At 67.7% G+C, this 18679-nt stretch carries 18 protein-coding genes and 1 riboswitch; of the genes, 9 read left to right on the top strand and 9 right to left on the bottom strand.

All coding sequences use genetic code 11. From position 1 onward, the window contains the following. Positions 1-59: 59 nt before the first annotated feature. Both J0A91_RS01110 and J0A91_RS01115 read right to left on the bottom strand, forming a co-directional pair. Positions 60-1592 (bottom strand): ABC transporter permease/substrate-binding protein, encoded by a 1533-nt coding sequence (locus J0A91_RS01110; protein WP_069203368.1) that lies wholly within the window; start codon positions 1590-1592, stop codon positions 60-62. Then, positions 1589-2371 (bottom strand): ATP-binding cassette domain-containing protein, encoded by a 783-nt coding sequence (locus tag J0A91_RS01115; RefSeq protein ID WP_069203369.1) that lies wholly within the window; start codon positions 2369-2371, stop codon positions 1589-1591. Before J0A91_RS01115 ends, J0A91_RS01110 begins: the two co-directional genes overlap by 4 nt. A gap of 164 nt (positions 2372-2535) precedes the next feature. On the opposite strand from J0A91_RS01115, the gene J0A91_RS01120 reads away from it, so the two are divergent. The 5 genes from J0A91_RS01120 (at position 2536) to thiC (ending at position 8614) form a co-directional block, all read left to right on the top strand. Next, positions 2536-3312 carry an SDR family oxidoreductase gene (locus J0A91_RS01120; RefSeq protein WP_069203370.1) on the top strand — a complete coding sequence of 259 codons (777 nt, stop codon included), beginning with the start codon at positions 2536-2538 and terminating at the stop codon, positions 3310-3312. Positions 3313-3472: 160 nt separating this feature from the next. Continuing rightward, on the top strand, positions 3473-4357 hold the full coding sequence (locus tag J0A91_RS01125; protein WP_069203371.1) for a MipA/OmpV family protein: 885 nt from the start codon (positions 3473-3475) through the stop codon (positions 4355-4357). A 137-nt stretch (positions 4358-4494) separates the two neighbouring features. After that, positions 4495-5448 carry a ferritin-like domain-containing protein gene (locus J0A91_RS01130; RefSeq protein WP_069203372.1) on the top strand — a complete coding sequence of 318 codons (954 nt, stop codon included), beginning with the start codon at positions 4495-4497 and terminating at the stop codon, positions 5446-5448. 41 nt (positions 5449-5489) lie between these two features. Next, positions 5490-6524 (top strand): ferritin-like domain-containing protein, encoded by a 1035-nt coding sequence (locus tag J0A91_RS01135; protein WP_069203373.1) that lies wholly within the window; start codon positions 5490-5492, stop codon positions 6522-6524. 54 nt (positions 6525-6578) lie between these two features. Next, positions 6579-6695, top strand: a riboswitch (TPP riboswitch). A 41-nt stretch (positions 6696-6736) separates the two neighbouring features. Beyond that, positions 6737-8614, top strand: a complete 1878-nt coding sequence (thiC, locus tag J0A91_RS01140) for a phosphomethylpyrimidine synthase ThiC (RefSeq protein ID WP_069203374.1) — start codon at positions 6737-6739, stop codon at positions 8612-8614. A gap of 40 nt (positions 8615-8654) precedes the next feature. Here the strand turns inward: thiC and J0A91_RS01145 are convergent, their stop codons facing one another. From J0A91_RS01145 to J0A91_RS01175, 7 genes are all read right to left on the bottom strand, one after another. Next, positions 8655-8942 (bottom strand): type II toxin-antitoxin system RelE/ParE family toxin, encoded by a 288-nt coding sequence (locus tag J0A91_RS01145; protein WP_069203375.1) that lies wholly within the window; start codon positions 8940-8942, stop codon positions 8655-8657. After that, positions 8932-9195 carry a type II toxin-antitoxin system ParD family antitoxin gene (locus tag J0A91_RS01150; RefSeq protein WP_069203376.1) on the bottom strand — a complete coding sequence of 88 codons (264 nt, stop codon included), beginning with the start codon at positions 9193-9195 and terminating at the stop codon, positions 8932-8934. The genes J0A91_RS01145 and J0A91_RS01150 overlap by 11 nt, the downstream gene beginning before the upstream one ends. 70 nt (positions 9196-9265) lie before the next feature. Then, entirely contained in the window at positions 9266-9454 is a 189-nt protein-coding gene (locus J0A91_RS01155) for a type II toxin-antitoxin system Phd/YefM family antitoxin (RefSeq protein WP_069203377.1), read from the bottom strand. 42 nt (positions 9455-9496) lie between these two features. Continuing rightward, positions 9497-10132 (bottom strand): 2-dehydro-3-deoxy-6-phosphogalactonate aldolase, encoded by a 636-nt coding sequence (locus J0A91_RS01160; RefSeq protein ID WP_069203378.1) that lies wholly within the window; start codon positions 10130-10132, stop codon positions 9497-9499. A 9-nt stretch (positions 10133-10141) separates the two neighbouring features. Next, positions 10142-11023, bottom strand: a complete 882-nt coding sequence (locus tag J0A91_RS01165; protein WP_069203379.1) for a 2-dehydro-3-deoxygalactonokinase — start codon at positions 11021-11023, stop codon at positions 10142-10144. Next, positions 11020-11895, bottom strand: coding sequence for an SMP-30/gluconolactonase/LRE family protein (locus J0A91_RS01170; RefSeq protein WP_069203380.1), 876 nt, complete (start codon positions 11893-11895; stop codon positions 11020-11022). Before J0A91_RS01170 ends, J0A91_RS01165 begins: the two co-directional genes overlap by 4 nt. Next, on the bottom strand, positions 11892-13193 hold the full coding sequence (locus tag J0A91_RS01175) for a sugar MFS transporter (RefSeq protein ID WP_069203381.1): 1302 nt from the start codon (positions 13191-13193) through the stop codon (positions 11892-11894). Before J0A91_RS01175 ends, J0A91_RS01170 begins: the two co-directional genes overlap by 4 nt. 95 nt (positions 13194-13288) lie before the next feature. On the opposite strand from J0A91_RS01175, the gene J0A91_RS01180 reads away from it, so the two are divergent. From J0A91_RS01180 to J0A91_RS01195, 4 genes are all read left to right on the top strand, one after another. Beyond that, positions 13289-15082 carry an IlvD/Edd family dehydratase gene (locus J0A91_RS01180; protein WP_069203382.1) on the top strand — a complete coding sequence of 598 codons (1794 nt, stop codon included), beginning with the start codon at positions 13289-13291 and terminating at the stop codon, positions 15080-15082. A gap of 114 nt (positions 15083-15196) precedes the next feature. Further along, positions 15197-16774 (top strand): aldehyde dehydrogenase (NADP(+)), encoded by a 1578-nt coding sequence (locus J0A91_RS01185; RefSeq protein ID WP_069203383.1) that lies wholly within the window; start codon positions 15197-15199, stop codon positions 16772-16774. After that, a complete protein-coding gene (araD1, locus tag J0A91_RS01190) occupies positions 16771-17745 on the top strand; it encodes an AraD1 family protein (protein ID WP_069203384.1) in 975 nt (324 codons plus the stop codon). The genes J0A91_RS01185 and araD1 overlap by 4 nt, the downstream gene beginning before the upstream one ends. Continuing rightward, positions 17742-18671, top strand: a complete 930-nt coding sequence (locus J0A91_RS01195) for a Gfo/Idh/MocA family protein (RefSeq protein WP_083224429.1) — start codon at positions 17742-17744, stop codon at positions 18669-18671. Before araD1 ends, J0A91_RS01195 begins: the two co-directional genes overlap by 4 nt. The last annotated feature ends 8 nt before the right edge of the window (positions 18672-18679 follow it).

The following is an 18679-nucleotide window of genomic DNA, read 5'->3' on the forward strand; positions in this document are numbered from 1 at the left end:
GCGCCTGCGGCTCTGGACCCCCGCTTTCGCGGGGGAACAGCTATTTCGCGAGGGAACGGTTAGAGTCCCACCCGTTTCTCAAGCCACCGCGCCGCCTGCTCGGGCGATTTCTTGTCGGCATCGCGATCGACCAGATAATTCGCCTCGCGCATCGTCTCGACCGAAATCCGACCGATCAGCGGCTTCAGCACCGCCTGAAACCGCACGTCCTTCGCATGTTTGGGCGACAGCAGCAGGATCGCGTCATAGCCCGGGATCGCCCCCTTGGGATCGCCCAATACCGTCAATTTGTCCGCCGCGATCCGCCCGTCCGACGAAAACGCCGGGATCACATCGGCGGCGCCGCTTTCCAGCGCGCGGTACATGAAAGTCGGCTGATACGGGTGCGCCGATCCGAACTCCAAGCCATAGGCCCGCTTCACCGCCGCCCATTCGGGCCGGTCGAGAAACTCGATGTCGGTCGCCAGCCGCAGCTTCGGCGCGATCGGGACGAGATCGGCGATCGTCTTCACCCCGCGCCGCGCGGCATCATCCCCGCGCATCGCGAACGCATAGGCGTTCTCGAACCCGAGCCCGCCGAGCACCGTCACGCCGCGCGTGCTTGCCGCCCAGTCGCGCACCCCTGCGAAGATCGCGGCGCGCGGCGGCACGTCGGTGCGCTTCATCGTATCCGCCCAGATCGTGCCGGTATAATCGACATAGACGTCGATATCCCCGCCCGAGAGCGCGCCGAGCGCGATCCCCGACCCCAGCCCCTCGCGATAGGCGACACGGTAGCCGGCCGCCTCCAGCCGATGCCCAATCACGCGCGCGAGGATATATTGCTCGGAGAACCCCTTCGCGCCGATCACGACGCGAGTCTCCCCGCTCGGCCACATCGGCGCGAGCGCCACTCCCGCGCCGATCGCCAACGCCGCGAGCGCACCCCACACCGCGCCGCGCCGCCGCCGGGCGATGCCACGCTCGACCACCCCGAGCAGCGCATCCACCGCCAGCGCCAGCGCCGCCGCGCTGAAGCACCCGGCCAGCACCAGCGCCCAGTTCTGAGTCTGGAGGCCAGCGAAGATCATGTCGCCAAGGCTCGCCTGCCCGACCGTGGTGGAGAGCGTCGCCGCGCCGATCGTCCACACCGCGGCGGTGCGGATGCCCGCCATCACCACCGGCGCGACCAAAGGCGCCTCGACCAGCCGCAGCTTCTGCCACGCGGTCATCCCCACCCCGTCCGCCGCCTCGATCACCGCCGGATCGATCCCGAGCAGGCCAGTCACGGCGTTGCGCAGGATCGGCAACAGTCCGTACAGCGTCAGCGCGAGCAGCGAGGGCAGGAAGCCCAGCGCGGGAATCCCGCCGCCGACCAAGGCCGACAGCGACAGCAGCAGCGGATAGAACAACGCGAGCAGCGCCAGCGTCGGGATCGTCTGGATCAGGCTCGCGAACCCGAGCGCGAAGCGCGCCACCCCCGGCCGCCGCGCCGAAAGGATCGCCAGCGGCAGGCTGATGACGATTCCCAGCAGCAACGCCGAGAACGCCAGCACCAGATGCTGCGCCAGCAACGGCGGCACGCGCTGCATCGCATCGAGGAAGGCGCTCATGCCCCGCCGCCAATCTCGCGCAACCGCCGCGCCTGTTCGCGCGGCACCGCGACCAGCGCGTCGGCCTCCGCCCCGCCCTCACCCTTGAGCAGCGCCTGCGGTGTGGCGTCGGCGACGATCCTCCCGCCCGCCATCACCAGCACGCGATCGGCGAGGATCAGCGCCTCGGCCATATCGTGAGTCACCATGATCGTGGTGAGGCCGAGCCGGTCGTGCAGCGCGCGAATCGCGGTGCCGAGTTGGTCGCGCGTCACCGGATCGAGCGCACCGAACGGCTCGTCCATCAGCATTAGCCCCGGTTCGAGCGCGAGCGCGCGCGCAACGCCGACGCGCTGGCGCTGCCCGCCCGAGAGCGCATCGGGCATACGGCTGGCGAAATCGCGCGGCAGATCGACCAGATCGAGCAGGTCCGCCGCGCGCCCGGCGCGATCCTTGCCGCCGGTCAGCCGCAGCCCGATCGCGATATTCTCGCCCACGTTCAGATGCGGGAACAGGCCGATATTCTGGAACACGTAGCCGATCCGCCGCCGCAACAGATGCGCGTCCCCCGCCGCGACGTCCGCGTCGCCAATGCGGATACCGCCCGCGCTCGGCACGATCAGCCGGTTGACCATCTTGAGCAGGGTCGACTTGCCCGATCCCGACGCCCCGACCAGCGCGACGAAGCTGCCGCCGGCGATCTCGACCGAGACATCATCGACCGCGACAGCGCCGCCCGGATAGCGCTTCGAAACGCGATCGAACGCCACCGATGGGCCGGAAACGCGGGACACTGGCATCCGGCGGATTGTGCGGGAGCCGCCCGGCAACGTCAAACACCTAGTTCCCCCGCGAAAGCGGGGGTCCAGCGCCGCAAGCGGTATCGCCCGTGGCTCTGGCCCCCCGCTTTCGCGGGGGGGAACGGCTATTTTCACTGCCGCCGTAACCTCGATATGGAGACATCATGGCCAAATCGATCTTCATCACCGGCGGCGGCTCCGGCATCGGCCGCGCGACCGCGATCCTGTTCGCCGGGCGCGGCTGGCGGATCGGGCTGGCCGACATCGACGAAGGCGGCCTCGCCGCGACGCGCGCGCTGCTACCGTCCGGCATGGCCGAGACCCATGTCATGGACGTGCGCGACCGTGCCGGCTGGGCCGCCGCACTCGACACCTTCACCGCGCCGTCCGCCGGCCAGCTCGACGTGCTGTTCAACAACGCCGGCATCGCCACCGGCGGCCCCCTCACCGCGACCAGCTTCGATGCGATCGACCGCACGATCGCGATCAATCTCACCGGCGTGCTCAACGGCGCAAGGATCGGCTACGCCTATCTCGCCCGCACGCCCGGCGCATGCCTGCTCAACACCGCCTCCGCTTCGGCGATCTACGGCAGCGCCGGACTCGCCACCTATTCGGCGACCAAATTCGCGGTACGCGGGTTGACCGAGGCGCTCGATGCCGAATGGGCGCGCGACGGCATCCGGGTCCGCGCGATCGTCCCCGCCTTCGTCGAAACCCCGCTGCTCGACGGCGCGATCGATGGCAGCAACCGCACCATCCGCGAGACGGTCCGCGCCGCGGGACTCGAACTCACGTCGGTCGAAGCGGTCGCGCGGGCAGCTTGGGCCGCCGTCCACGGCACGCGCGTCCACACCTATGTCGGGCGAACCGCGCACATCATGGCGTTCGCCGCGCGGTTCGCGCCGGCAATGCTGCGCAAGCGCATGCGGCGGGGGTAATGCCGGTCCGCTTCAGCCTGTACGAAGATACCGATCGTTGTACTTTGGCAACGCACCCGCAGCAAAAAACACGCCGCGCCGAATGGCGTGGAGCCAACGACAGGGCGCGGCGTTACGCCCCCGTAATTTGCCACCCCCCCGATATGACAGGAAGTTGCACGTGCAGACTCTCATCCGCAGCGGCCTAGCCGCCGTTCTTCCCTTCGCCGCCGTCCTTTGCGCCGCGCCGGCGCTTGCGCAGAGCGCCGCGCCCGCCGGGCAGGACAATGCCGATCTCGCCGCCAAGTTCGGCGGCGACAACGTGACCGTCGGCATCGCTGCCGCCTATGTGCCCGATTATGAAGGCTCGGACAGCAACCGCTTCGTTCCGGCCCCGCTCGCGATCGGCCAGATCAAGGGCTTCGCCTTCACCCTCATCGGCAACCGCGCCAGCGTCGATCTCATCCCCAACAACCCCGGCGACAAGATCGATTTCCAGCTCGGGCCGATGGTCGTGCTCAATTTCGATCGCACCACGCTCAAGGACATCGACGATCGCGCGATCCGCCGGCTCGGCAAGGTCGGCACCGCGATCGAACTCGGCGGCTATGTCGGCATCGGCAAGACCGGGATCATCACCAGCCCATACGACAAGCTCTCGCTCTCGCTCAGCTATCGTCACGACGTCAACAACGCGCATGACAGCGAGATCTGGCAGCCGCAGATCAACTATATCACCCCGCTCAGCCGCAAGGCGGCAGTCGGCATCAACGCCTCCGCCAACCGTGTCGGCAGCGGCTACGCGCAGACCTATTACAGCATCTCGCCGCAGCAGAGCCTGTCGAGCGGTCTGCCAGTCTACAACGCCAAGGGCGGCTGGAAGAACTATCAGGTCGGCGGCTATGTCACCTATGCGCTGACCGGAGACCTGCTTCAGGGCTTCAAGCTGATCGCCGGCGGCGCCTATTCGCGGCTGCTCGGCGATTATTCGTACAGCCCGATCGTGCGGCTGCAGGGCAAGCCCAACCAGTGGATCGGCGCGCTCGGGGTTGCGTACACCTTCTAAACCGTCTCTACGGGGCGCATGTGTGCGTGCCTCTGCGACTCCGGCCGTTCCCGCCCCATGAGGGCGCGAACGGCCGTGGCGTATCCGGTTCCGGGCGGGGTACGCACCCTGGCTCAAGGTGACATGCCGGAAGGACGATGATGACTGCCCTGCACGAGGACTCCCTCGATACGCGTAACGAGCGCCGTGAATTTTTCCGTACCGCGCTCGGCGCCGCCGCGATCACCGCTACGGGGGCTGCCGCCCTCACCATCACCTCGATCGCGCGCGCAGATACCGTCGCCGATTCGTCGCTGGTCAATTTCGCGCTCAATTTCGAATATCTGCTCGGGCAGTTCTACGGCCTCGCCGCCAACGGCGCCGGCCTTCCCGCCGCGCAACTGACCGGCGCGGGCACCGCCGGGGCGGTCACCGGCGGCCGCCAGGCGACCTTCACCGATCCCGTCGTCGCGCAGATCGCCAGCGAGTTCGCGCAAGAAGCCGCCGCGCGAGTCGCCTTCCTGCGCACCACCGCCGGCGCCGACGTGATCGCCCAGCCCAAGATCGACCTCGACGTCACCGCGACAGCCGCGTTCAGCACCGCGATGCGCGCCGCCGGCCTCGTCGCCTCGGGCACCGGGTTCGATGTCTACGCGAACGACAGCAACTTCCTGCTCGCCGCGTTCCTGCTCGAAGATGTCGTCGCCACCACCTATCGCGGCCTCCTCACAAGTGCCACGAATGCGACAAACCGCGAATCGATCGTCGGCCTGCTCGGCGCGGCGGCGTACCGCGCCGGCACGATCCGCACGTTGCTCTACGCCAAGGGCGCCGCCAGCGGCTCGACGCTGCGCGCCAATGCCGATGCGATCTCCAACGTGCGCGACGCGCTCGACGGCAGCAGCGACGACGATCAGGGCATTTCGCCGACTACCGACGCGAACAGCAATCTGGTTTCGAACATCACCCCGGCGGGTCCGGACGGCATCGCCTACGGCCGCGCGGCCACCTCGGTGCTCAACATCGTCTATCTCAACAGCCTGTCGACCTCGTCCGGGGGCTTCTTCCCCGCCGGCGTCAACGGCACGACCGTCGCCAGCGCCGCGAACTAAACCTCGCCGCACGCTTACGCATTCCGCCCGGAGACTCTCCCGTGACCGATACCGCGACCGACCTTCTTTCGCCTTCGCCGAGCACCGCCGAAGACCCCCGCCGCCTAGCGCGTCGGAACTTCCTGCGCACCACTGGCCAGATGACCGTTGCAGCCAGCGGTCTGGCGCTGCTCAGCGCCTGCGGCGGCGGCAGTGACAATTCGGGCGGTACGCCCACCCCCACTCCGACCCCGACCTCGACCGACACCAGCGCGATCATCAATGCCGACGCGCTCAACCTCGCGCTCAACTTCGCCTATCTGCAGGCGCAGTTCTTCGCTTTCGCGACCACTGGCGCCAATATCTCGGCGATCGCCGACACCCCGGCGCATCCCGGCGGCGGCGCTGCGCTGCTCACCGGAACCGGGCAACAAGGTACCGTGACGGGCGGCCGCGCGGTGAGCTTCGCCAATCCGATCATCGCGCAATATGCGCGAGAGATCGCCGCCGACGATCTCGCGCACCTTGCCTTTCTGCGCTCCGCGCTCGGCGGGTCGGCCGTGGCGATGCCGTCGCTCAACATCGACGGCGGCGCGAGCGGCGCGTTCAGCACTTTCGCGCGGGCCGCTGGCTATGTCGCCTCGGGCGCGACATTCGATCCATATGCGAGCGACCTCAACTTCCTGCTCGCCGCGTTCATCTTCAAGGATGTCGCGGTAACGGCATACAAGGGCGTCGCGACACTGTTGTCGAGCACGCTCACGCTCGATGCCGTCGCCGGGCTGCTCACCACGCAGGCCTATCACGCCGCGCTGATCCGCACGACGCTCTACACGATGGGTCAGGGCACCGCCGTCGGCCAGTTCAGCAACGCACGCGACGTTTTCGATGGCTCGGTCGATATCGATCAGGGCATCACCGGCACCGGGACCACGGCCAACATCGTACCGGCCGACGCGCAGGGCCGCGTCTACACGCGCACCGCCGGCCAGGTGCTCAACGTCGCCTATCAGAACAGCGCGGCGGTGACGTCGGGCGGGTTCCTCCCCAATGGCGCCAACGGCAACATCAAGACCAGCGCGGCAAGCAACGCCTGAAACCTGCGGTGACGCGGCGGGTCTTTCCAACCCGCCGCAAAGCCGCTACGCTCGCGTCATTCCCCGGGGAGCCATCAGGCTGAGAGGGGCGGTGCAAATCCGCCCGACCCGTAGAACCTGATCCGGCCCCTTGATGGGCTTACCGGCGTAGGGAGGGAACGGCCTTTTTCTCATCGGAAAGTCCGTTTTCTCCCATTTGAGGAGACGACGAGATGGCCGACCTTCCCACCCGCACCGAAATCGGCGTCACCACCGGCCCCATTCGCGGGTCACGCAAGATCCACGTATCCTCGCCCAACATTCCCGGCGCGGGGGTCGCGATGCGCGAGATCCACCTCGAACCCGGCTCGGGCGAGGCGCCCTTGCGCGTCTACGACACCTCCGGCCCCTACACCGATCCGCAGGCGCTGATCGACATCAACGCCGGCCTGCCCGAACTCCGCCGCGGCTGGATCGAGGCGCGCGGCGATGTCGAGAGCTATGACGCCCGCCAGATCAAGCCCGAGGATAACGGCCTTTCCGGCCCCGACCGCTCGGCCGGCGTGCCACAATATCCCAACGTCGTGAAGCGCCCGCTCCGCGCCAAGGCCGGCGCGAACGTCAGCCAGATGCATTATGCGCGGCGCGGCATCATCACCCCCGAAATGGAATATGTCGCAATTCGCGAGAATCTCGGCCGCGCCGAGCTCAAGGAAAAGCTCGTCCGCGACGGGCAGGATTGGGGTGCCTCGATCCCCGATTACGTGACCCCCGAATTCGTCCGCGACGAGGTCGCGCGCGGCCGCGCGATCATCCCGTCGAACATCAACCACCCCGAGAGCGAACCGATGGCGATCGGGCGCAACTTCCTCGTCAAGATCAACGCCAACATCGGCAACTCGGCGGTCGCCTCCAACGTGGCGAGCGAAGTCGACAAGATGGTCTGGTCGATCCGCTGGGGCGCAGACACGGTGATGGACCTCTCCACCGGCCGCAACATCCACGACACGCGCGAATGGATCATCCGCAACTCGCCCGTGCCGATCGGCACCGTGCCGATCTATCAGGCGCTGGAGAAGGTCGGCGGCGTCGCCGAGGATCTGACGTGGGAGGTGTTCCGCGACACGCTGATCGAGCAGGCCGAGCAGGGCGTCGATTATTTCACCATCCACGCCGGCGTGCGCCTGCCCTACATCCCGATGACCGCCAAGCGCGTCACCGGCATCGTCTCGCGCGGCGGCTCGATCATGGCGAAATGGTGCCTCGCGCATCATAAGGAAAGCTTCCTCTACGAGCGGTTCGACGAGATCACCGAGATCATGAAGGCATATGACATCGCCTATTCGCTCGGCGACGGCCTGCGCCCCGGCTCGAACGCGGACGCCAATGACGAAGCGCAGTTCGCCGAACTCTACACGCTCGGCGAACTCACCAAGCGCGCGTGGGAACAGGACGTTCAGGTGATGATCGAAGGCCCCGGCCATGTGCCGATGCACAAGATCAAGGAGAATATGGACAAGCAGCTCGCCGCCTGCGGCGAGGCGCCGTTCTACACGCTCGGGCCGCTCGTTACCGACATCGCGCCGGGCTACGATCACATCACCAGCGGCATCGGTGCCGCGATGATCGGCTGGTTCGGCACCGCGATGCTCTGCTACGTCACGCCCAAGGAGCATCTCGGCCTGCCCGACCGCGACGACGTCAAGGTCGGCGTGGTGACCTACAAGCTCGCCGCGCACGCCGCCGATCTCGCCAAGGGCCACCCCGCCGCGAAGCTCCGCGACGACGCGCTGAGCCGCGCGCGCTTCGATTTCCGCTGGCGCGACCAGTTCAACCTGTCGCTCGACCCCGACACCGCGGAGCAGTTCCACGACCAGACATTGCCCGCGGAAGGCGCCAAGAGCGCGCATTTTTGCTCGATGTGCGGCCCCAAATTCTGCTCGATGAAGATCACGCAGGAAGTGCGGGACTTCGCCGCCAAGCAGAACGCGCCGGTGGAAAGCTTCGTCGCGGCGGAAGATGCCGAGGCGGGCATGGCCGAGATGAGCAAGGTCTTCAAGGAAACCGGCAGCGAACTGTACATGGGCGCGGGCGGGCGGGAGCATGATTGACCGACCGGAATAATTGGAATTCGGGCGGCACCGGAACACCCTAAAGGTGCCGCTCGATCTCCATCGCATGATGGAGAATACGCACGATTCGTACGCGCTCCGCATATACCCGGTAATAGAGGCGGTGACGACCGACCGAGATGCTGCGCAATTCGGTCGAGAGGTCGGATCGGGATGCGCCGCTCTCAGGGAATTGTAGAATGCGTCGAAACGCCTGCTCGATCGGGTCGAGGTAGAGAATCGCGCGCGCTTCACCGAAGCGTTGCACGCTGTAATCGCGAATATCGTCGAGGTCCGCTTTCGCTTTGCGACTCAGCTCAAGCCGCATCCGCGCTCCCGCGAACCGGGGTCAGTGCGGCTCTGAGCTCGTCGAGATACGCAAAGGGATCGCGATCGCTAACCCCTGACGCGATCCCCTCGTCGATCGCCGCGCGCAACCGCGCAAGCTGCTCGATCGCCGCCTGATCGCGCCGCACCAGATCGCGCACATAATCGCTGGTACTGCTGTAATCGCCCTCGGCGACGCGCCGCTCCGCCCAGCTCTTGAGCTTGTCGGGGATCGAGATGTTCATCTGCGCCATGCCGCGCTTATACGATTTTGCGCTAATTTTGACAATCGGCGGTCGTTCCGAACGGGTTACGGTCTCAGAGTTAACCTTCGTCAGCACTCAAGGACAGGTCAGACAAAGTTCGTTGTACGGCGTCCCACATGCCGCCCGGGACGAGCAATACCCGCTGCCCCTCAGGCCGGACGACCCCGATCGGCGCCCCGTCGTCAACGACACGGTCCAAAACAACCTCGAAGGTGGCGTTAAATTCAGAGACGGTGACGACGTGCATTGCGGCATTCTCTCATATCCAGCGCGCGACGCAACCGCGCAGCTACCCCGCCGTCGCCGCCTTCCACGCTGCCGTCAGCGCGGCTGCGCGTTCGCCGACCACCGCCGCACTGTCGCCCGGCTTGAACAGCGCGCCGCCCACGCCGATGCCTTCGGCGCCGCCCGCCAGCCAGTCCTTGAACGTTTCGGCATTGGTGCCGCCGACCGCCCACACCGCGACATCGCGCGGCAGCACCTCGCGCACCGCCTTGAGATAGGCCGGGCCGAGGCTCGCACCCGGGAACAGCTTGAGCCGCCGCGCACCCGCCGCGATCGCCTGGAACGCCTCGCTCGGCGTCATGAAGCCGGGCAGCACCTCCAGGCCCAACGCCACCGCGCGCGCGATCACCGCCGGATTGGTGTTGGGCGTCACCATCAGCCGCCCGCCGGCTTCCACCAAAGCCTCGACCGCCTCGACGTTCAGCACGGTGCCGCCGCCGATCAGCGCGCGGTCGCCGAACGCTTGCGTGATCGCGGCGATGCTCTTGGTCGGCTCGGGCGAGTTGAACGGCACTTCGAGGATGCGGATGCCGTTGTCGATCAGCGCCGCCGCCACGTCGATCGCCTCGTCGGGGCGAAGCCCACGCAGGATCGCGGCGACCGGGGGCACGCCCTCAGCCAGCAGTTGGTCGAGCGTCATCAGAACCTCCTAGGATAATCCGGCGAGCACACAGGCATCGCCATCGAGCCGCCGCACCACGACGCCTTGCCGCGCGAACGCTTGCGCATACCGCTCGGCGAGGCGCGGGTCGCCGATGATCGTCACACCCTCCGCACCGCCAAGCGTGCCACGCATCTCGACGATCTCGCCGCCGATCACCAGCCCGGACAGATAGCCGAGCGCCCAGTCGGGCGTCTTGCCGGCACGCAATTGCATCGCCCGCGCGCCGAACAGCGCGCTGAGCACGCCGGTCTCCGCGCGCGCCAGCCCCGCCGCGAAACCCTCCGCCTCGGCGCCGGCATCGCCCGCCGCCAGCCCGCGCGCGAGCGTCGAATGCTGGCGCAGCAGCGCGAACAGCTCGCCGGTCAGGATGGTGCGGAAAGCCGTAATCGCACCGTCCTCGATCACCGCCCATTTGCTGTGCGTTCCCGGCAGGATAACGATGTGCCGCCCCGCCGCCAGGTCTGGCGACAGCGCGAGCGCGCCGTAAAGCTGGGTCTCCTCGCCGCGCATTACGTCGGGCACGCCATCCGCATCGGCGCAGGCCAGCCCGGCCATGATCGCCACCGGCACGCCATCGAGCGTCAGATCGGTCGCCGCCGCGAGCCACGCGTCGCGCGTCGCCGGACATTCGGCATAGGGCACCTCGCGCCAGCCGTCGCGTGCGCCGACCATCCCGCACAGCCGGATCGACTCGGGCGCGCCCGCCGCCAACCAGCCGCCAAGCGCGCCACGCAGCACCGCCTCGGGCACGATGCCGGGCGTACCGATCCCGTCGCCGAAGGTGCGATCGGTCACGACGCCTTTCTCGACACGGAACAGCCGCAGCCGAGTCGTGCCCCAGTCGCCGAGGACGGTGTACCCGCTCACGCGCTCAGCTTCACCTCGGGCAGCGCCACGCCCGGCGCGGGCGCGTCGAACGCGAACAGCCCGCCGGCGAGCGGCTGGCCGTTCAGCTCGGCCTCCGACAGACCCTTACGCGCCGTGGTGACATAGCCGGTCCGCAGGTCCGGCCCGCCGAACGTCACCTTGGTGACATTGGCGCACGGCATCGCCACCGTCGCGATCAGCGTACCGTCGGGCGCATAGCGCCGCGCCTGCCAGCCGCCCCACAAGCCGACCCACACGCAGCCTTCCGAATCGACCGTCACGCCATCGGGATGGCCATCCGCCTCGGCGATCTTCACGAACACGTCGCCATGCGCGAGGCTGGTGCCCGCCGAAATGTCGCAGCGATAGATCGTCCGCCCGAGCGTATCGACGTGGTAGATCGTGTTGCCGTCGCCGCTCACCGCCGGGCCGTTGGTGATGACGCACTCGCCGCCGACCGCACGCAGATCGGTCACGTCGAACAGATGGATCGCGCCGGTATTGGCCTCTTCCTCATTGTCCATCGTGCCGAGCCACAGCCGCCCCGACGAATCGACGGTCGCATCGTTGGTGCGGTTGTGCGCGGGCATGTCGATCCTGGCGACCGGGCCAGTGAGCTTGCCGTCTTCGAGCAGATACAGCCCATCGACCGAGCCGACCAACAGCTTGCCGCCCTCGGCCGGAACGATGAAACTCGGCATCCCGCCGACCTCGAACGACTGCCGATCGTCGTTCGCCGGATCGTAGCGATGGACCTTGCCGCCCTTGATGTCGACGAACCACAAGGCGCTTTCGCGTCCGATCCACGCCGGCCCCTCGCCCAAAGTCGCTTCGACCGCCCAGACGAGACGGGGTTCGATCATATCGCTCATTTCGCCTCCTCGTCCGCCACCCGGCAGCCCCACAAAGCATAGAGCAGCACCACGACCTCACACGCGGCGGTCAGCGCGAACGACGCCTGCAAGCCATACCGATCGGCCAGCAGCCCCTGCACGAACACCAAGGCACCGCCTGCGATCGCCATGATCATCAGCCCCGAACCCTCTTCGGTCAGCGGGCCCAGGCCACGGATCGCCAGCGTGAAGATCGTCGGGAACATGATCGAGTGGAACAGACCGACCAGGATGAGCGCCCACATCGCGGCATGGCCAGTGGTGCTCAGCACCGCGAGCATCACCAGCAACGCGCCGCCCGCGAACACCGCGAGCACGTCCTCGGCACGGAACTTCTGCATGATCGCCGAGCCGGCAAAGCGGCCGACCATCATGCCGCCCCAGAGCAGCGTCAGATATTGCCCGGCCTGCTCATGCGTCAGGTCGGCGATATCGGGCTGGCTGACGAAATTGACGAACAGGTTCGCCACGCCGATTTCGGCGAGCAGATAGGCGACCATCGTCGGGATGCCGAGCACCAGCGCGCGGTGCTTCCACAGCGACAGGCTCTTGCGCTCGTCCTTGGCGACTCGGCTGGTGGCATTCTGGCCGATCACCGGCAGCGGGAAGCGCGCGATCACCACCGCGAGCACGACCAGCACGATCGCGACGAGCAGATAGGGCAGCACCACCGAATGCGCGTCGGCGAGACGCTCCGCCGGGGTGAGGATGCGGCCCGCCTTGGCGGTGCCGCCGACCGAACGGCCGAGGATCAGATACGCGCCGAACGCCGGCGCGAGCATCGTGCCGGCCGAGTTCATCGCCTGCACCAGATTGAGCCGCGACGACGCGGTTTCGGGCGAGCCGATCACCGCGACGTAAGGGTTGGCCGCGACCTGAAGTAATGTGATGCCGCTCGCGATCACGAACAGCATGACGAGCGTCACGCCATAGGACGGGATCGATGCCGCGAGGATCATGCCGAGCGCACCCGCCGCCATGATGCCGAGCCCGGTGACGAGCGACTTCTGATAGCCGATCCGCTCGATCAGCTTGGCCGACGGGATCGACGCGAAGAAATAGGCGATGAACCACACCGACTCGATCAGCGTCGTCTGCGTGTAGCTCAGGTCGAACACGCTGCGCAGATGCGGCAGCAGCGTGTTGTTGATGACGGTGATGAACCCCCACATGAAAAACAATGTGGCGAGCAACGTCAGCGCCGGCCCGTAGGACCGTCCGCCGTTCGAGGCGGGCGCCACAGCGCCGCCTCCCGAATTCAAGATTGGACCTGCCACACACCCTCACGTGCTGATTGATTCTGTAATTGTATGAGTATATCTCGCGGCTGGAGCCGTCAATGCGATCGGCACCTTACGCTACGGGAACCGCTATGAGCCACACGCCCCCCAAACTCCGCAGCCGCGCCTGGTTCGACAACCCGGACAATATCGACATGACCGCGCTCTATCTCGAGCGCTATCTCAATTTCGGGCTGAGCCTGGAAGAACTGCAGTCGGGCCGGCCGATCATCGGCATCGCCCAGACCGGGTCCGACCTCTCGCCCTGCAACCGCCATCACCTCGTCCTCGCCGAGCGCGTTCGCGAGGGCATCCGCGAGATGGGCGGCATCGCCATCGAATTCCCGGTCCATCCGATCCAGGAAACCGGCAAGCGCCCGACGGCGGGCCTCGACCGCAACCTCTCCTATCTCGGCCTCGTCGAGCTGCTCTACGGCTATCCGCTCGACGGCGTGGTGCTGACGATCGGCTGCGACAAGACCACGCCTGCCTGCCTGATGGCGGCGGCGACCGTGAACATCCCGGCGATCGCTCTGTCGGTCGGGCCGATGCTCAACGGCTGGCACAAGGGCGAGCGCACCGGCTCGGGCACGATCGTTTGGAAGGCGCGGCAGATGCTCGCCGCCGGCGAGATCGACAATGCCGAGTTCATCCGCCTCGTCGCCTCGTCAGCGCCGTCGACCGGCTATTGCAACACGATGGGCACCGCGACGACGATGAACTCGCTCACCGAAGCGCTCGGCATGTCGCTGCCCGGCTCGGCGGCGATCCCCGCGCCCTATCGTGACCGTCAGGAAGTCGCCTATCGCACCGGCCGGCGCATCGTCGAGATGGTCGCCGAGGATCTCAAGCCCTCCGACATCCTCACGCGCGATGCGTTCGAGAACGCCATCGTCGTCAATTCGGCGATCGGCGGATCGACCAACGCGCCGATCCATCTGTCGGCGATCGCGCGCCACGTCGGCGTCGAGCTGCCGATCGATACCTGGCAGGAGAAGGGCCACAAGGTGCCGCTGCTGGTCAACCTCCAGCCTGCCGGCGAATATCTCGGCGAGGATTTCTACCGTGCCGGCGGCGTGCCCGCCGTCACCGCGCAGCTCATCGGCCAGGGGTTGATCCACGAGGGCGCGCTCACCGTCAACGGCAAGACGATGGGCGACAATTGCCGCGACGCGATCATTGAGGACGAGAAGGTGATCCGCCCGTTCGAGCAGCCGCTCGTCGAGGAAGCCGGCTTCATCGTGTTGCGCGGCAATCTGTTCGATTCGGCGATCATGAAGACCAGCGTGATCTCGCCCGAGTTCCGCGACCGCTACCTCTCGAACCCCGAAGACCCCGAGGCGTTCGAAGGCCCGGCGGTGGTGTTCGACGGCCCCGAGGATTATCATCACCGCATCGACGATCCCGCCACCGGTATCACGCCTGAGACGTTGCTGTTCATGCGCGGCGCCGGCCCGATCGGCTATCCCGGCGCGGCCGAGGTGGTCAACATGCGTCCGCCGTCGTACCTCATCACCGAGGGCGTTCATGCGCTGCCGTGCATCGGCGACGGTCGCCAGTCGGGCACGTCGGGCAGCCCGTCGATCCTCAACGCCTCGCCCGAGGCGGCGGCGATGGGTGGCCTCGCGCTGATCCGCACCGGCGACCGCGTCCGCATCGATCTCGACAAGCGTTCGGCCAACGTGCTGATCTCCGACGCGGAACTGGCGGAGCGCCGCGCCGCGCTGACGGCGGAAGGCGGTTTCAAATACCCCGCCTCGCAGACGCCGTGGCAGGAGATCCAGCGTTCGGTGGTCGGCCAGATGGAAACCGGCGCGATCCTCGAAGGTGCCGAAAAGTACCAGCGCATCGCCCAGACCAAGGGCCTGCCGCGCGACAACCATTGATGTGACGCCGCTCCCCGCACCCGTCCGGCCCGGCGCAGCCGGGTGGGACGGGTGAGGGTGACGCGATCGCACACGCCTACCATATCCCCTATTCCCCCATCCGGAGACATCATCATGTATAACGGAGCCATTCTGATTGGCGCGAGCGAAAGCCGCAGCGCCGATACCTTCAACGCGATCAACCCCGCGACCGGCGAAAGCGGCGATGTCGCGTTCAGCAACGCCGGCCCCGCCGACGTCGCCAAGGCGACCACGCTCGCGGCCGAAGCCTTCCAGACCTTCTCGACGCTGAGCCTCGAAGCGCGCGCGACCTTCATCGAGACCGTCGCCGCCAACATCCTCGCGATCAAGGACGATCTCGTCGCCACCGCGATGGCCGAGACGGCCCTCCCCAAGCCGCGCCTCGAAGGCGAGACCGGCCGCACCGTCGGCCAGCTCCGCATGTTCGCGACCGAGGTCCGTGCAGGTCTGTGGCTCGACGCGACGATCGATCCGGCCATGCCCGATCGCGCGCCGCTGCCGCGCGCCGATCTGCGTCGCCTCAACGTCGCGCTCGGCCCCGTCGCGGTGTTCGGCGCGTCGAACTTCCCGCTCGCCTTCTCGGTCGCCGGTGGTGACACTGCGGCGGCGTTCGCGGCGGGCTGCCCGGTCGTCGTCAAGGGCCATCCCGCGCATCCCGGCACCGGCGAACTGGTCGCCCGCGCGATCCAGCAGGCGGTCGCATCGTGCGGCCTGCCCGAAGGCGTGTTCTCGTACCTGCCCGGCACCACCAACGAACTCGGCGGCGCCCTCGTTGCCGATCCGCGCATCAAGGCGGTCGGCTTCACCGGCTCGCGCGGCGGTGGTCTCGCGCTCGTCAAGATCGCCAACCAGCGCGACGAGCCGATCCCGGTCTATGCCGAAATGTCGAGCATCAACCCGGTCGTGCTTCTGCCCGGCGCGCTCGCGTCGCGCGCCGAAGCGCTCGGCCCCGCTTTCGTCGGTTCGCTGACGATGGGCGCCGGCCAGTTCTGCACCAACCCCGGCCTCGTCATCGCGATCGACGGCCCCGATCTCGAAACCTTCGTCGCCTCCGCTGCCAAGGCGCTGACCGCGGCGCAGCCCGCCGTCATGCTCACCCCCGGCATCCACGCCAGCTTCGAGCGCGGCGTCGAGGAACTGGCCAGCCACGCGGCCGTCACCACGGTCGCGCGCGGCTGTGTCGGCGAGGGCGTCAACCAGGCGGTCGGCGCGCTGTTCACCACCGAGGCGGCGAAGTTCGAAGCCGACGTGGCGCTGTCGCATGAAGTGTTCGGCTCCTCGTCGATCCTCGTGCGCTGCAAGGACATTGCGGAGATCAAGGCGGTCATCGCCAATCTCGAAGGTCAGCTCACCGCGACCATCCAGAGCGAAGCGAGCGACAATGATGCCGCCGCCGAGCTGCTGCCCGCGCTGCAGGCCAAGGTCGGCCGCATTCTGTTCAACGGCTGGCCGACCGGCGTGGAAGTGACTCATGCGATGGTGCATGGCGGCCCCTTCCCCTCGACCTCGGACGGTCGCAGCACCTCGGTCGGCACGCTGGCGATGGCGCGCTTCCTCCGCCCGGTCTGCTTCCAGGATACGCCCGACGCGCTGCTGCCGGCACCGCTCCAGGCGGCGAACCCGTGGGGCATCACCCGCCGCGTGAACGGCGCGCTGGAGCAGGCCAAATGATCCGCTCGCTCGTCCAGTTCGCCGAAGGCGATACGCGCGGCGTCGCCGCGCTCGACGAGAGCGGCGCGGCGCGGCGTGTGGTCGGCGCGACCACCACGCTCGCGCTCGCGCGGCAGGCGATCGCGGCGGGCACCAGCCTCGCCGCCGCCGCCGAAGCCGCGCTCGGCGACGCGATCGACTTGGGCGCCGTGCGGTTGCTCTCGCCCATCGACCATGAAGATCCCGCGCACACGCTCGTCAGCGGCACCGGCCTGACGCATCTCGGCTCGGCGGAAGGCCGCGACAAGATGCACAAGGCCGCCGCGGATTCGCAGACCGATTCGATGAAGATGTTCCTGATGGGCGTCGAGGGCGGCAAGCCCGCCGAGGGCGCGGTGGGCGCGCAGCCCGAGTGGTTCTACAAGGGCGACGGCGGCATCCTCGTCGATCCCGGCGCCCCCCTCACCATGCCCGCCTTCGCCGAGGATGGCGGTGAGGAACCCGAGATCGCCGGCATCTACGTGATCGACGCGAACGGCGCCCCCGTCCGGCTCGGCTTCGCGCTCGGTAACGAATTTTCCGATCACGTCACCGAACGCGGCAATTACCTCTGGCTCGCGCATTCCAAGCTGCGTCAGGCCGCGCTCGCACCCGAACTGCGGCTCGGCGATCTGCCCGAGGACGTGCGCGGCACCAGCCGGATCGTGCGCGACGGCGAAGTGCTGTGGGAAAAGCCGTTCGTCTCGGGAGAGGCGAACATGTCGCACAGCCTCGCCAATCTCGAACATCACCATTTCAAGTACGACGGCTTCCTCCGCCCCGGCGATCTGCACGTCCACTTCTTCGGCACCGCGACCCTGTCCTTCTCGGACGGCATCCGCACTGAAGTCGGCGACGTGTTCGAGGTCGAGGCCGACGCCTTCCTGCTGCCGGTGCGCAACCCGCTCGCGCGTGCCACCGCAACCGGCATCGCCAAAGTCCGTAGCCTGTGAGCGACGGACTGAAGCTCGGGCTGGTCGGGCTCGGCAAGATCGCGCGCGACCAGCACCTGCCCGCGATCGCCAGGACCGACGGGATCGATCTCGTCGCGGTCGCCAGCCGCAACGCCAAGGGTGATGGCGTCGCCAACTACACCGATCTCGCCGCGATGCTGGCGGGGTCGCCCGAGCTGAACGCGATCGTCCTGTGCCAGCCGCCGCAGGCCCGGTTCGAGGCGGCGGTGACGGCGCTTTCGGCGGGCAAGCACGTCTTCCTCGAAAAGCCACCCGGGGCGACGGTGTCCGAAGTCGAGGCGCTGATCGCGCTCGCCCGCACGCAGGGCGTCAGCCTGTTCGCAAGCTGGCACTCGCGCTATGCCGCCGCCGTCGCCGCCGCGCGCGACTGGATCGCGCAGACGACGATCCGCAGCATCGCGATCTCGTGGAAGGAAGATGTCCGCCACTGGCACCCCGGCCAGCCGTGGATCTGGGAAGCGGGCGGGTTCGGCGTGTTCGATCCCGGCATCAACGCGCTGTCGATCCTGACCGAGATCGTGCCCGACCGGGTATCTTTGCTCGACGCCACGCTCGAAGTGCCGTCGAACTGCCAGGCGCCGATCGGCGCGACGCTGATGATGCGGACCGGTTCGGGCGCGGCGATCGACACCGTGTTCGACTGGCGCCAGACCGGCCCGCAAAGCTGGGACATCACGGTCGAGACCGAGGCCGGCACGCTGCGGCTCGCCGAAGGCGGCAACCGCTGGTTCCTTGGCGATGCCGAGCAGCCGGCCGGGGCCGAGGAGGAATATCCCGCGATGTACCGCCGCTTCGTCGATATCGCCGCACGCAATGAGATCGACGTCGATCTCGCGCCGCTGCAACTGGTCGCCGATGCATTCCTGTGCGGCCGCCACGTCGCCACGGAGGCGTTTCACGACTAAGCTGGAGG

Origin of the sequence: Sphingomonas panacis (genome assembly GCF_001717955.1) — a bacterium.
In the GTDB taxonomy this organism is placed as follows: domain Bacteria; phylum Pseudomonadota; class Alphaproteobacteria; order Sphingomonadales; family Sphingomonadaceae; genus Sphingomonas; species Sphingomonas panacis.